This window comes from Butyrivibrio sp. INlla16 (assembly GCF_900104155.1).
Taxonomy (GTDB): domain Bacteria; phylum Bacillota; class Clostridia; order Lachnospirales; family Lachnospiraceae; genus Butyrivibrio.
On record NZ_FMYB01000008.1, the window covers coordinates 109,613 to 124,525 of the forward strand.

The window sequence follows — 14,913 nt, forward strand, 5'->3', positions numbered from 1 at the left end:
CTGCTTGCTTTATGAAAACTGTGAGGAATACATTTTTACAACATCACATATTAGAAAAGGTAGTGAGAATTTTATATGGTACATGCATACAAGAACAACGGCTATGATATTGTTCTGGATGTAAACAGTGGTTCTGTTCACGTAGTGGATGACATTGTTTTTGATCTTATCCACCCCGTGGAGGAGCAATTGATTAAGCGCTTTAAGTCAGCCGACATCACAGCAGAGGGTGCTTCCGATGCAGATGATGAGGCTCTTACTTCAGAGCTTGCGGCTGCCCTTTCAGGTGACTTTGATAATTACAGTGAAGAGGACCTGAAGGACGCGATTTCCGATATTTTGGAGCTTCGAAGAGGTGAAGTTCTTTATACGGATGACGTTTATGAGAATTATGTTGAAGAGTTCAAGGAGAGAGATACCGTAGTCAAGGCACTTTGCCTCAATATCGCGCACGACTGCAACCTCAGATGTAAGTATTGCTTTGCCGATGAGGGTGAGTATCACGGCAGAAAAGCTCTTATGACAGAGGAAGTCGGTAAGGCTGCTCTTGATTTCCTTATCAAGAATTCCGGTGGCAGAAGGAATCTTGAGGTTGACTTCTTTGGAGGAGAACCGCTTCTTAACTGGGATGTGGTAAAGAAGATAGTAGAGTACGGACGAAGCCTTGAGAAGGAACACGATAAGAACTTCCGTTTTACACTTACCACCAACGGAACTCTTTTAACAGATGAGATACTTGAATATGCCAATAAGGAGATGGGCAACATCGTCCTTTCAATAGACGGACGCAAGGAAGTAAATGATAAGATGCGTCCCATGCGCGGAGGTCAGGGAACCTACGATAACATCGTTCCCAAGTTTAAGAAGGTGGCGGAGAGCCGTCATCAGCTCAGATACTTCGTAAGAGGAACCTTTACGCACAACAATCTGGATTTCTGTGAGGATGTTAAGCATCTTGCGAATCTCGGATTTAAACAGATCTCGGTTGAGCCGGTTGTGGCTAAGCCTGAAGACTGGTATGCAATCAAGGATGAGGATATCCCTTATCTTTGCGAGCAGTATGATGAACTTGCCAAGTTTTATCTTCAGAGACATAAGGAAGGGAAAGGCTTCAATTTCTTCCATTTCAACATCGACTTAGAGGGCGGTCCCTGCGTAGCTAAGAGACTGTCGGGCTGCGGTTCGGGATGTGAGTATCTCGGAGTTACGCCCTGGGGTGACCTTTATCCTTGTCACCAGTTTGTCGGTAATGAAGATTTTATTATGGGTAATGTCTTTGACGGAATCACAAGAGATGATCTCCGCAGACAGTTTAAGGAGAGCAATGTGTACTCGAGACCGGAGTGTCAGAAGTGCTTTGCAAGATATTATTGCAGCGGAGGTTGTGCTGCAAACGCCTACAATTTTAACGGCGACATAAATACAACCTATCATACGGGATGCGAGCTTCAGAGAAAGCGTATAGAATGCGCAATTATGATTAAAGCCGCACTTGCCGAATGAGTATAACGGAGGGTTAAGAAATGAAAAGAGTAAAATCAGTAATCGCTTTGCTGGTAGCGCTGTTGCTGCTTGGCGGACTTGGCTATACTTCATATTATGGCCTTGGTAGCGATAAGTCAGGTTCACTTAAGAGTATCAATCTCGGACTTGACCTGGCTGGTGGTGTCAGCATCACCTATGAAGTTGTAGGCGATGGAACACCCAGTGCCGAAGACATGTCAGATACTATATACAAGCTCCAGCAGCGTGTAGATCAGTACAGTACAGAGTCACAGGTTTATCAGGAGGGTTCCAACCGAATCAATATCGAGATTCCCGGTGTTACAGATGCCAACAAGATTCTTGAGGATCTAGGTCAGCCCGGTAATCTGTACTTTATTGCACAGACTGACAGCCAGGGTAATGAGAACTACACATACAATTCAGGTTTCACTGTAGATGAGGATGGCAACTACGTTCTTTCAGGCGATGGTGAGATCGGATACGTACTTAACAAGACTATCGAGGAACTCGAGGCCGAAGGTTCAATCGTCCTTAAGGGTGAGGATGTTGCGCAGGCTGAGGCAGGATATCAGAATTCCGGCACAGCAAACACTCAGGAAGTAGTTGTTTCTCTTGAGTTTACAGAGGCCGGAAGACAGGCATTCGCTGAGGCTACCAAGAAGGCTTATGCTAACGGCGAGTCAATCGGTATCTACTATGACGGTGAGTTCATTTCAGTTCCTACCGTTCAGGCAGAAATTACAGACGGAAGAGCTATCATCACTGGTGAGAAGACTTTCGAGGATGCTGCAAATCTTGCATCCATGATCCGTATCGGTGGACTTAAGCTTCAGCTTAACGAGCTTCGTTCCAACGTAGTAGGAGCTCAGCTTGGTTCAAATGCTATTCATACAAGTATGATCGCTGCAATCGTAGGTTTCTGCGCAATCATCTTATTCATGATTGTTCTGTATAAACTGCTCGGTGTAGCTGCAAGTATTGCACTTATGTTCTACTGCGGACTGGAGATTCTTCTTCTTTCTGCATTTGAGATTACACTTACCCTTCCGGGTATCGCAGGTATCATCCTTTCAGTAGGTATGGCCGTTGATGCTAACGTGCTTGTATTTGCACGTATCAGAGAGGAAATTGCAGGTGGTAAGGATGTAAAGGGAGCTATCAAGGTCGGCTACAGCAAGGCTCTTTCAGCTATCCTTGACGGTAACATCACAACCCTTATTGCGGCAGCAATTCTCGGACTTCGCGGAACAGGTACTGTTAAGGGATTTGCTTCCACACTTGCACTTGGTATTGTTGTTTCAATGTTCACAGCTCTCTTTGTTACAAGAGCTATTACAAATATCTTCTACGGCCTTGGCTTTGAGGATAAGAAGTGGTATGGACAGGCAAAAGAACTCAAGCTTTTCGATTTCACTACAAAGAGAAAGATGTTCTACGGTATTTCTGCAGCAATCATCATTCTTGGATTTGTATTCATGGGTGTAAATGCAGGACGCGGACAGGGCGCATTCAACTACAGCCTTGACTTCGTAGGTGGTACATCCACAAGCGTAACCTTTAACGAGGCATGGACAACAGAGAAGCTTGACAGCGAGGTTGTTCCGAAGATCAAGGAGCTTACAGGTGTTGATTCCGTTCAGGTTCAGACTGTTGCAGGTTCCAACCAGGTTATCTTCAAGACTGTAACACTTACAGTAGATCAGAGAGAAGCAGTTGATAATATGTTCAAGACAGATTACTCTGTTCCTGCAGAGAATATCGCTGCTGAGAGTATCAGTTCCACAATCAGTAATGAGATGCGTACTGATGCGACAGTTGCTTTGATCATCGCACTTGTACTTATGCTTGCATATATCTGGATCAGATTCAGAGATATCAAGTTCGGTGCAGCAGCAATCATTGCCCTTGCGCATGATGCACTTATCGTAATTACATGTTATGCACTTACAAGAATTCAGGTCGGTGGTACTTTCATCGCTGCAGTTCTTACAATTATCGGTTATTCAATCAACGATACTATCGTTACATTCGACCGTATCAGAGAGAACCATATTTTCATGAATCGTCAGGATCAGCTCGAGGAGCTTGTTAACAAGAGTGTAAGCCAGACAATTACACGAAGCTTGTTTACATCCATCACAACTTTCATCATGGTTCTTTCACTTGCTATTTTCGGTGTGCCGGATATCCGCTTCTTCGCACTGCCTCTTATGGTCGGTGTAGTAGCCGGAACATATTCATCAATCTTTATCGCATCACCGATATGGCTTGATCTTAAGAAATTCAAAAAGAACTAATAAAGAGGGCTGCCGCAGATAGCTACGGCAGCCTGTTTTATTTCAAGAGGAATTTATGGCAAAGTGGATTGAAATTAGAAAAGGTGCGGATTTTAATAAGATTGCGCAGGATAATGGGATTTCTCCGATAACGGCGAGATTATTGAAAAACAGGGATATTGTTGAAACCGCAGATATTGAGATGTATCTGAATGGTGATGAGAGTAATCTTCATGATCCGCATCTTTTGAAAGATATAGATAAAGCGGCAGAGATTATGGCTGAACGAATTCAGGCAGGTGATTTCATAAGAGTAATCGGAGATTATGATGTTGATGGTATATGCTCATCATATATTCTTTTGTCCGGAATAAAGCTCTGCGGCGGAGATGTGGATGCAAGGCTTCCACACAGAATAGAGGATGGATACGGTCTTAGTGTAGGGCTTGTTGATAAGGCTTATGAGGAAGGCAAGAGGACTATCATCACCTGTGATAACGGAATAGCAGCCATAGAGCAGATTGCGCATGCAAAAGAGCTGGGAATGACTGTCATAGTCACTGATCACCATGAGGTTAGTTACTCAGAGGAGAATAGGGATGAGATGATTCTGCCTCCGGCTGATGCAGTGGTTGATCCGAAGAGACTAGATAATGAATATCCGTATCCTGAGATTTGCGGAGCAATGGTGGCATACAAATTCATTCAGGTGCTTACAGAGAAGATGGGAATGCCTCAGGATGAAAGGCTAAGTCATTTCTTCGATGAGATGTCAATCTTTGCAGGCTGGGCTACAGTATGCGATGTTATGCCGCTTAAAGATGAAAACAGAATAATTGTAAAGAAGTCATTTAAGTGCATTCCCCAAACTGATAATATTGGGCTACGTGCGCTTCTTCGTGCTACCGATATAGATCCTTACAGGGTTAGCTGCTATATATACGGCTTTGTCATCGGACCGTGTCTTAATGCTACTGGTAGACTTGACTCAGCCATGAGAGGTCTTGAGCTTCTAACGGAGACCAACTCAAATGCAGCTGCCGAGATAGCGCTGGAATTAAAGGAACTCAACGACAGTCGTAAGGATATGACCGCAGAGGGCAAGGACGAGGCGATGGAAATCATCTCCGGTTATGGAGAGAATCTTCCGGATGTGCTTGTTATCTATATGCCTGAGCTCCATGAATCACTTGCGGGAATTATTGCCGGAAGAGTGAAAGAGGAAGTGAATCACCCTGTATTTGTACTTACCGATACAGGTGATGGCCTGGTAAAGGGATCAGGCCGCTCAATTGAGGGGTATCATATGTTTGAGGCCCTTAGTGAATGCAGAAACCTCCTTACGAAGTACGGCGGACACAAGATGGCAGCCGGATTCTCCCTAAAAAAGGAAAATGTGGAGGCCTTCAGGGAAGCGCTTAACGATAACAGCAAGCTTACAGAAGATGACTTTGAAGAGGTACTTCGCCTTGATATGGTACTTCCGCTGCAGTATCTGTCCATGGGCTTGCTAAAGGAGATAGATAAGCTTGCTCCTTTCGGACAGGGAAATCCTGAACCGCTTTTTGCTTCTAGGGATGTAGAGCTTGTCAGAGGCCGCGTTATAGGTAAGAACGCCAATACTGTGAAAATGTCAGTAAGGGATGAAAAGGGCAATTTCTATGATATGATGGTTTTTGGAAGTATCTTTGACAGATGGAATGAGTTCCTTGATATGAATTTCGGAAAAGAACAGCGGGAAAATTTATATAAAGGTGCGAATCATGATAAAATGATAATTAAGATTGCATATCAGGCGAAAATTAATGAATACAGAGGCGAAGAAAGCATTCAGATCGTTTTGAAAGATTTTATCCCATAAACCACAAAACACACGCTAAAAGCGTGTGTCTGCGGTTTCTTATGAGGGGGAGATAGTTAGTTCATCAACTATCTTGTCTATAATATACAGTTAAATTGTGAACTGATTGTGTTCAAAACCTTAAGAAAAACAGTAGAAAAGTTTATGATTTTATTAAGAAACGAGGAGAGAGGCTATGAAACTGGAGAATCTGCTTAAAAATCTGACTTATGAAGCTTATGTAGGGGGAAGCAAAGAAAAGGCGGATGTTTCATCCGTGGAGATCACTGAGGTAGTAAAGGATAATCGTAAGATCACGGAAGGATGCCTTTTCATATGTATCGAAGGCATGAACTTCGATGGTCACAGCGCTGCGACTGAAGCATCAGAGAAAGGTGCGGCAGCTATTGTTGTTCAGAAAGATGTTGAACTTCCTGAAAACTCATCGACCGTGGTGGTCAAAGTGGAAAGTACCAGATATGCCATGGCATTTATTTCAGCTGAGTGGTTCGAAAATCCTGCACAGAGTCTTAAGACTGTGGGAATCACAGGAACAAAGGGTAAGACTACGACAACTTACCTTATTAGAAATATGCTTGAGAATGCAGGACACAAGTGCGGACTTATCGGTACTATCGAGGTAATTATCGGAGATGAGCATATTCACGCTGAAAATACCACACCTGAATCCTATGAGCTTCAGGAATATATGAGAAGAATGGTGGATGCAGGATGTGACACGGTTGTCATGGAGGTATCCTCCCAGGGACTTATGCTCCACAGAAGCCAGGGATTCATTTATGACATTGGTGTCTTTACTAATATTGAGCCTGATCACATCGGTCCGGGAGAGCATAAGGACTTTGAGGACTACATGCACTGTAAAGGACTTCTTTTCAAGCAGTGTAAAGTGGGAATTGCCAATGCGGACGATCCCAGAATGACGGAAGTTACTGAAGGTCACACCTGTGAGCTTACAACCTACGGCTTTGCCGGAGATGCAGATCTTCGTGCGATAAACCTTGCTTATCTTCATAAGCCAGGTGAACTTGGGGTTATGTTTGATACCACAGGTATAATCGAGATGCATGCACAGGTTCCCACACCGGGAAGATTCAGTGTTTATAACGCACTTTGCGCTATTGATGTTGCTAAGCACCTTGGCTGCGACGAGGAGCAGATAGCTTCTGCATTAAAGAAGGCTCATGTAAAGGGCAGAATCGAGATGGTTAAAGTATCAGATGAGTTTACTCTCATGATTGACTATGCGCACAACGCTATGGCACTTAAGAGTCTCCTTAGTACTCTCAGAGATTATCATCCGACTCGTCTTATCAGTGTGTTTGGATGTGGCGGAAACCGCTCAAAGCTTAGAAGATTTGAGATGGGTGAGGTCAGCGGAAAGCTTGCCGACTTTACTATCATAACTTCGGATAATCCGAGATTCGAGGATCCCATGGACATCATGAACGATATCGAGACCGGTATGAAGAAGACTGACGGTGAGTACATCAAGATTGCCGACAGAAAAGAGGCCATCCGCTATGCTATAGAGCACGGCGAGCAGGGTGACATCATTGTACTTGCAGGGAAAGGACATGAGGACTATCAGGAGATCAAGGGCGTTAAGTACCCCATGGATGAGAGAGTCCTTATCAAAGAGATTTTAGAGGAGATGCAGGAAAAAGCCTGATGGAAAGAGGGAGTTTATCATTTGCCAACATAATAATCGATATCTCCCATGAAAAGGTGGACAGACCTTTTCAGTACAAAATTCCGGACAGACTTCTTGGCAAAATTGAGATAGGCTGTTGCGTCAGCGTACCCTTTGGACGGGGAAACACTAAAAGACAGGGATACGTCATAGGAATAACCGATGTTCCAGAGTTTGATCCCGAAAAGACCAAGGAAATTCTTGATATTGAAGAGGGTGAGATGTCCGCGGAGGGCATAATGATTGCGCTGGCAGCCTGGATGAGGAAAACCTATGGCTCAACCATGATAAATGCTCTTCGGACTGTCATCCCGGTGAGGAAGAAGTCCAAGGCTCTTGTAAAACGTTATGTAAGACTTGCCATGAATGAGGAAGATGTCCGGGATTTTTATGAAAACTGCGTCAAAAAGCATCAGGTGGCAAGAGCGCGCTTATTGGAAGCACTACTGGAGGATACCGGGGAGCGGATTCCCTATGAACTTGTGACAGGGAAGCTTAATGTTTCAGCGGCTGTGATAAGAGCACTTTCCGAAAAGGGCGTTATAGTTACGGATAGCGAGGAGTATTACAGAAATCCCGTTGGAGAAGTGAGCTCTGCCAAGAAAGATATTACTCTCAGTCAGGAGCAGCAGGAGATTGTAGACACAGTCATTTCAAACTATGACAAGGGCATCAGGGAGACCTGCCTGATCCACGGCATCACCGGAAGCGGCAAGACGGAAGTCTACATCAAAATGATAGATGAGATAATCGCCAGGGGAAAACAGGCCATTGTGCTGATTCCCGAGATTGCGCTTACTTATCAGACTCTCATGAGGTTCTACAGACATTTTGGCGAGAGAGTTTCGGTGATGAATTCCACATTGTCACCCGGAGAAAAATACGATCAGGCAAAAAGAGCCGCAGAAGGGGACATAGATATTATTATCGGTCCCAGATCAGCTCTTTTTACACCTTTTCCCAATGTGGGACTCATAATTATAGATGAGGAGCATGAATCCACCTACAAGAGCGAGACTATGCCTAAGTACCACGCAAGGGAGACAGCTATAGAGCTTGCAAAGCTTGTGCCGGGAGGCGCAGATGTGATCCTGGGCTCAGCCACACCTTCACTTGAGACCTATTACAGGGCGAAAAAAGGTGAATACCGGTTATTTGAGCTTAACAGAAGGCTAACGGGTGGAACACTGCCGGATGTCGAGATTGCAGATTTACGAGAGGAACTTAGAAGCGGAAATCGATCAATATTTAGCAGAAGCCTTCAGGAAAGACTGCAGGAGACGCTTGATAACGGACATCAGGCAATGCTTTTCATAAACAGAAGGGGACTTGCCGGTTTTGTGTCCTGCAGATCCTGCGGCTATGTTTTTAAGTGTCCGCACTGCGATGTGTCGATGTCAGAGCACAGAGGCGGTATGCTTATGTGCCACTACTGCGGTCACACTCAGCCGATTCAGAAGATATGTCCGGAGTGCGGATCCAAGTACGTGTCAGCCTTCAGGGCAGGAACCCAGCAGATTGAGAAGGAAGTGCTTAAGTTTTTCCCGAAGGCCAGGGTTCTTCGAATGGATGCCGATACCACGAGGATAAAGGGCAGCTATGAGAAGATTCTGTCGGCCTTTGCCGCAGAAGAGGCAGATGTTCTTGTTGGTACTCAGATGATTGTTAAGGGGCACGATTTTCCTAATGTAACACTTGTTGGAATTCTTGCGGCGGATATGTCACTTAACGCCTCCGACTACAGGGCGGGGGAGCGAACCTTCCAGCTTCTTACGCAGGCAGCGGGGAGAGCGGGAAGAGGAAAAGTACCCGGTAATGTTGTGATACAGTCCTATCAGCCGGATAACTATGCCATTGTCAGCGCATCGAAGCAGGACTATAAAGCCTTTTACGATGAGGAGATATCCTACAGAGAATTACTGAGGTATCCGCCGGCAGCTCATATGCTTGCAATTCAGCTCTGGGCTAAGGATGAGGATTTCGGAAAAGAGAAAGCGAATCAGCTTCGCGCCTTCATTGACAGGATGCGGATACAGAATGCAATAATAATCGGTCCCGCGCCGGCGACAATCGGCAAGATAAACGATATCTATCGCATGGTTATATACGTTAAGCATGAAGATTTCGACAGACTTACATTGATTAAGGACACCTTGGAGGAAGCCCTTTCAGAGTGGGAGAAGCTTGGATATTTAAGAAATCTCCAGGTTCAGTTCGACTTCGACCCCATGAATTTCATGTGATTACAATGTAAAAAGCGAAAGAATTGTATAAAGCATTGAAATATAATGCCGTTTATCATACACTTTATATTTGTAATAAAGCTTTCCCCTATGGGGAAGGTGGCGCGAAGCGCCGGATGAGAGGAAATAAAACAGACAGAAAGGCTAAAATATGGCACTTAGAGAGATCAGAGAATACGGTGATGATGTACTTGCGCGTCCATGCAAGGAAGTAAAAGAGGTTACTCCCAGGATTCGCGAGCTTATTGAGGATATGTTTGAGACAATGTATGATGCCAACGGCGTAGGACTTGCAGCGCCGCAGGTTGGTATCTTGAAGAGAATTGTTGTAATTGACTGTTCTCCGGAGGGAGAAGAGCCGCATCTTCTCATCAACCCTGTAATACTTGAGACCAGCGGCGAGCAGACAGGCTACGAGGGATGCTTATCTCTTCCCGGAAAATCCGGAGTTGTTACACGTCCCAACTATGTTAAGGTAAAAGCTTTTGATATAGACATGAAGCCCTTCGAACTGGAGGGAACAGAGCTTCTTGCCAGAGCTATATGCCATGAGCTTGATCATCTTGACGGACATATGTACGTTGAGAAGGTTGAGGGAGAACTCGTAAATAACGAGGACCTCCAGCAGCCGGAAGAATAATTTTTGCCTTCCCCTTGGGGGGAAGGCGTTTTTTATGCCAATTATTTCCAAATATAAAAGTATTCTAAACCCTCTAATATTTCTATAAAATCCATTTTAATTGATGTAATTCCGTATACAATTATAATATGTAATCCACATTAAATTTTTAGTGTTTTCTTGAACGGAGGTTTTTGAAATGGCAGAGGATACTAGTGTAAAGGGTAAGAAAAACGAAGCTAATACTTCAAGACATAAGGTTAAGAAAGAGCATTAGCAAAACTCTTTTGATAAGCCTTTTGCCGATTATCATCATCGGGGTTGTGGCGATTATAATGGCGCTGAGTATTAATGCCAAGAATACAATCACCGAGATGGCGCTGATGGACATTCAGGCTGAGACCAGAGCTAATGCAAATGAACTTGGCACCAAATTCAGAATGCTGACCGCAAAGTTTGGCGAATACTGCGACACACTTGAGCAGGTGGAATTTGCTGACCACGATGCAATGCTTAAGTACATCGAACCGTCGGCAAGCTACGGCGCAGTTAAGAATTCAGGTATCTATATTGGATTTTCGGATGATACCTATATATTTGCAGATCATTCCGAAGTGGATGATGATTGGAAACCTACACAGCGCGACTGGTACCAGGCAGGCCTTGGAAACGAGACATTCGTTGAAACCGAGCCATATCTGGATGCAACAACAGGAGACCTCTGTGTTACCTTTGTAAGGCAGAATGATTTTTATAATGGTGAATTCGGCGTTGCCGGTGTGGATGTTTACCTTAACGATTTGCAGGATAGTGTAAATGACTTAAAGCCTCTGAAAGTCGGAGGGTCAATGATACTTGATGGTGATTACATCATCACTTTCTTCGATCCGTCCCTTGTTGGTACCAAGGTTTCGGAATCAGGAAACAATTACCTCAATACGCTGAAGAAACATATCGAGAGTGGATCCGATGAGGTTATTACAATACAGCAAGATGGCTCTTCGGCTAAGATGTATATTGCAACCTATCCGATTCAGGGAACAAATTGGACACTTATTTCCTCCGTCAGCGTAAGTGATGTTGAAGCAACAGCTAACAGATTCATGACCATAGCAATAATTGCAATGATCGTTCTTATTATCATCATAGCTGCTGTAATTCTTTTCACAATTAACAGAGTAATCACAAAGCCTGTAAAAGGACTTTCTGAGAGCATTATAAAGATTTCCGGTGGTGACTTCACAACCAAGATGCCTGCAGATAAGGGCGATGAGATTGGTCTTATCAGTAAGGAGATGGACAATTACGTTCAGATTATGAATAGCACCATCAATTCGATTCAGTCCAAGGCAGAGCAGCTGAAGGCAGACTCCACTTCATCAAGAGATGCATCCGGAAAGATGTCAGAGGGTGCGAGTGAGCAGTCGATTTCCATGGGACAGATTCAGACCACCATGGACGATATTTCGAATGCGGTTGGAGAGCTTGCAAACAATGCAACTCAGCTTGCAGGTGCGGTTGCTGATCTTACCGATAGCGGAAACAGAGCAAATGAGATCATGCTTGAACTTGTGGATCAGGCCGATGTCGGTCAGCACGACATGAACACTGTTCAGCAGAATATGGAGACTATCACAACATCCATGAGTGAGATGAATGATGTTGTTACAACGGTCGGTGAATCAGCTGATAAGATTACCGAAATCGTTGAGATGATCGACTCCATTTCACAGCAGACCAACCTCCTTTCGCTTAATGCAAGTATTGAGGCAGCTCGTGCGGGTGAAGCAGGAAAAGGCTTTGCGGTAGTTGCAGATGAGATCGGAAAACTGGCTCAGAATTCACAGGATGCGACCAAGGAGATCAGCGACATCATAAGCGAGATAACTCAGCTTATACATAACCTTGCAGAAAAATCGCAGGCTAATATGGATGCCATCAATGAAAACAGCGAAGCGGTTTCAAAGGCAGGCGACAGCTTTAACAAGATATATGAGGAGCTTAATTCCACAGCAGCAACCATGAAGGAAATGATCGGAATGATGGGTGATGTAAATGACATTGCTTCTAGCGTAGCTGCTATTTCCGAGGAACAGTCGGCAAGCTCCGAGGAGGTTACCGCAACCGTAACAACCCTGGCTCAGAGTGCTCAGGATATTGCGAACGAATCCAAGGGTGTAGAAAGCGTTGCAAACTCCGTATCCGACTCCGCAGTATCGATTAACGATGAACTCAGCAAGTTCAAGATTCAGTAAAGAGTTCCCTTGGGAATCATAGCCATAAGCAAAAAAAGATGTCTTCGGACATCTTTTTTGTTTATAGTTTCTTAATTTGCACACTGCTAACAGTAGATTTACAATCGAATTATGGATAATAATAATCAAAATCTGAATAGCAGCCGGGTATACAACGATATAACCGAAGATGGTGATTACTTTACTCAAAAGCAGTATATGATGATAGCCATTTCGTTTCTGATTACTCACGTTTTCTTTGAAGGTTTTTACATTTGGCTATCCTGTACTCCGATGATTTATCTTAACATCGTAAGCATGCTTGTTTATGTAGTCAGCATATTTATTATTCGAAGCGGCAATACCCTGCGTTCTGTCTGGTTCATGGCATTGGAGGTCTATTTTCATATAATCCTTGCCACTGTTTTCGTTGGCATAAAATCCGGTTTTCAGCTTTGGCTATTTGGCACATTTGCCAGCATTTTCCTGCCATATTTCATGCCCTATATGTCTTCAAAACAAAGACGACAGATTGGAAATTTCAGCATTATCGTCGTATTAACTTTTTTGATGCTTCATGTCTGTGCGGATCTGAAAATGTTTCCTACAACTTATAATCCGGATGAAAGACTGGCGAGAGTTTTGTATTGTATAAATGCTTTGATAGGCTTTGGTGCAATTACGCTGTATACCTCCGTATACAATCAGAGCATGGCTCATAAAAATGAAGAATTAAGGCGCCTTGCGGATTACGATTTTTTGACAGAGATTTACAACAGACAGAGAGTACAGCGAATTCTTGATAAGGAATTGCAGAGGAAAAATGAGACGGATGAAAACGATCTTTTCGTAGCGATTCTGGATGTCGATTTTTTTAAGAACATCAATGATACCTACGGACATATCGCCGGTGATAACGTGCTAAAACAGATGGCAGGAATCTTTAAGAAAAATTCAAGCAAAGGCTTTATCTACGGCAGATGGGGCGGCGAGGAGTTTTTGCTTATTGCACCGGAAGACATTTCTTATGAGGAATTTGGAAGTCTTCTGGAGGACATCAGAAGCCAGGTAGAGGAGACCTCATTCCATGAAGACGGCAGAGACCTGAAGATTACTGTTTCTATCGGAGCGGCTGCTTATAGGGATGGGATGACTGCGGAGGAACTGGTAAATCTGGCTGATGAGAGATTATATATTGCAAAAGAAGGCGGCCGAAACAAGGTTGTTGTCAATAGTTAGGAAGTTGAAACTAAAGTAAGGATACAGGAGGGAGAACGATGACAAACAGTGAAAACAATAACGTATTAAACAATGCAGAAAATGAAGATCCGTGTGTTGCCCGATTGGATGAATATGCCGGTACTCTGTTTGCCAAGAAAAACAGAGCCTTTGGGTACCCGATAAATCATAAGAGCCGTCTGGTGCAGTTCTATAAATGGCTTTCCGGAAGCGGACTCAATCTCGCAATGGCGAATAATGCGGGAGATCCGTTCAATATTCATGACGGTTTACTCAACACTCTTGTATTCGAAAGAGAAGTAATTGAAATGATGGGACCGCTGTATGGGTATGATCAGGGCGATACTTGGGGAATTGTCACTTTCAGTGGAACCGACGGTAACAATCACGGAATATACTTTGGCACGAATTATATTGTAAAAAAGACGAAGCAAAGACCGGTTCTGTATGTCTCTGATGCTGCTCATTATTCAAGTATGCGCCTTGCCAATCTTCAGAATCTTGAACTGAAGCTTATTCCGTCGGATATTCATGGCTGCATGATTCCCGAGGAATTTGAAAAGGCGTTGGTACCTGATAAGCCTGCGCTTGTGGTGTTTGCTATGGGCACAACCTTTAAGGGTGGAGTGGATGACCAGGCAGCTATAAATGCGATTCTTGCAAAGCACCCGGAAATACCTGTGTATCGCCATGTGGACGCGGCGCTTTTTGGCGGATACCTTCCCTACACACGTTTCAAGGATGTCGTAAACCGCAAGGTGCAGCCGTTTGATTCTATAGTAATAAGCGGACATAAATTCTTTGGAATAGACGAACCTGCCGGAGTTTTCCTGACATCGATGGAAGTAAAGAACAATCAGATTCCGTTCGAAATCAGCTATCTGAATGCCAGCATGCCGATGATAAATTGCTCGCGTTCCGCAATGTCTCCGCTTAAACTTTGGTGGATATTAAAGCATACGACAAAGGAAGACTTCACCGAGCAGTCGGAGGGAATGCTGGAAAGAGCGCAGTGGCTTAAAGGAGCGCTTGACGAGATAGGATGGCCGGCATGGCTTGAGCCTATGTCCAACACAGTATATTTCAAGCGACCGGTAGAAGAAATTGCAGATAGATACGGACTGGCTCCCGACCATGATGACAGGCTGGGAGGCGACCTTTCTCATATCGTAGTTATGCAGCATGTAACTAAAGACAGACTTCAGGTATTTGTAGATGCAGTTAAAGATTCTATAGGGTGAA

9 protein-coding genes are annotated in these 14,913 nt (G+C 44.1%); all 9 read left to right on the forward strand.

Going from position 1 to position 14,913, the window contains the following annotated elements; genetic code table 11:
• Positions 1–75: 75 nt before the first annotated feature.
• On the forward strand, positions 76–1,503 hold the full coding sequence (gene scfB / locus BLR42_RS05910) for a thioether cross-link-forming SCIFF peptide maturase (RefSeq protein WP_091867437.1): 1,428 nt from the start codon (positions 76–78) through the stop codon (positions 1,501–1,503).
• A 20-nt stretch (positions 1,504–1,523) separates the two neighbouring features.
• On the forward strand, positions 1,524–3,803 hold the full coding sequence (gene secD, locus BLR42_RS05915; RefSeq protein WP_026498038.1) for a protein translocase subunit SecD: 2,280 nt from the start codon (positions 1,524–1,526) through the stop codon (positions 3,801–3,803).
• 55 nt (positions 3,804–3,858) lie between these two features.
• The gene (gene recJ, locus BLR42_RS05920) at positions 3,859–5,643 is read left to right on the forward strand and encodes a single-stranded-DNA-specific exonuclease RecJ (RefSeq protein ID WP_091867439.1); all 1,785 of its coding nucleotides are present in this window, start codon (positions 3,859–3,861) and stop codon (positions 5,641–5,643) included.
• A gap of 175 nt (positions 5,644–5,818) precedes the next feature.
• Positions 5,819–7,315, forward strand: coding sequence for a UDP-N-acetylmuramoyl-L-alanyl-D-glutamate--2,6-diaminopimelate ligase (locus BLR42_RS05925; RefSeq protein WP_091867440.1), 1,497 nt, complete (start codon positions 5,819–5,821; stop codon positions 7,313–7,315).
• Positions 7,315–9,579, forward strand: coding sequence for a replication restart helicase PriA (gene priA / locus BLR42_RS05930; protein ID WP_091867442.1), 2,265 nt, complete (start codon positions 7,315–7,317; stop codon positions 9,577–9,579). The genes BLR42_RS05925 and priA overlap by 1 nt, the downstream gene beginning before the upstream one ends.
• Before the next feature lie 151 nt (positions 9,580–9,730).
• Entirely contained in the window at positions 9,731–10,219 is a 489-nt protein-coding gene (def, locus tag BLR42_RS05935) for a peptide deformylase (protein ID WP_022762628.1), read from the forward strand.
• 314 nt (positions 10,220–10,533) lie between these two features.
• Entirely contained in the window at positions 10,534–12,453 is a 1,920-nt protein-coding gene (locus BLR42_RS05940; RefSeq protein WP_091867444.1) for a methyl-accepting chemotaxis protein, read from the forward strand.
• Positions 12,454–12,564: 111 nt separating this feature from the next.
• Entirely contained in the window at positions 12,565–13,671 is a 1,107-nt protein-coding gene (locus BLR42_RS05945; RefSeq protein WP_091867446.1) for a GGDEF domain-containing protein, read from the forward strand.
• A gap of 38 nt (positions 13,672–13,709) precedes the next feature.
• Complete coding sequence (locus tag BLR42_RS05950) at positions 13,710–14,912, forward strand: pyridoxal-dependent decarboxylase (protein ID WP_091867448.1); 1,203 nt, start codon at positions 13,710–13,712, stop codon at positions 14,910–14,912.
• The last annotated feature ends 1 nt before the right edge of the window (position 14,913 follow it).

Excerpts from the sequence above, each read along its gene's own strand:
- recJ (WP_091867439.1), top strand. The coding sequence starts at position 3,859 with ATGGCAAAGTGGATTGAAATTAGAAAAGGTGCGGATTTTAATAAGATT.
- def (WP_022762628.1), top strand. The coding sequence starts at position 9,731 with ATGGCACTTAGAGAGATCAGAGAATACGGTGATGATGTACTTGCGCGT.
- BLR42_RS05925 (WP_091867440.1), top strand. The coding sequence starts at position 5,819 with ATGAAACTGGAGAATCTGCTTAAAAATCTGACTTATGAAGCTTATGTA.
- BLR42_RS05940 (WP_091867444.1), top strand. The coding sequence starts at position 10,534 with ATGGCGCTGAGTATTAATGCCAAGAATACAATCACCGAGATGGCGCTG.
- secD (WP_026498038.1), top strand. The coding sequence starts at position 1,524 with ATGAAAAGAGTAAAATCAGTAATCGCTTTGCTGGTAGCGCTGTTGCTG.
- priA (WP_091867442.1), top strand. The coding sequence starts at position 7,315 with ATGGAAAGAGGGAGTTTATCATTTGCCAACATAATAATCGATATCTCC.
- scfB (WP_091867437.1), top strand. The coding sequence starts at position 76 with ATGGTACATGCATACAAGAACAACGGCTATGATATTGTTCTGGATGTA.
- BLR42_RS05945 (WP_091867446.1), top strand. The coding sequence starts at position 12,565 with ATGGATAATAATAATCAAAATCTGAATAGCAGCCGGGTATACAACGAT.
- BLR42_RS05950 (WP_091867448.1), top strand. The coding sequence starts at position 13,710 with ATGACAAACAGTGAAAACAATAACGTATTAAACAATGCAGAAAATGAA.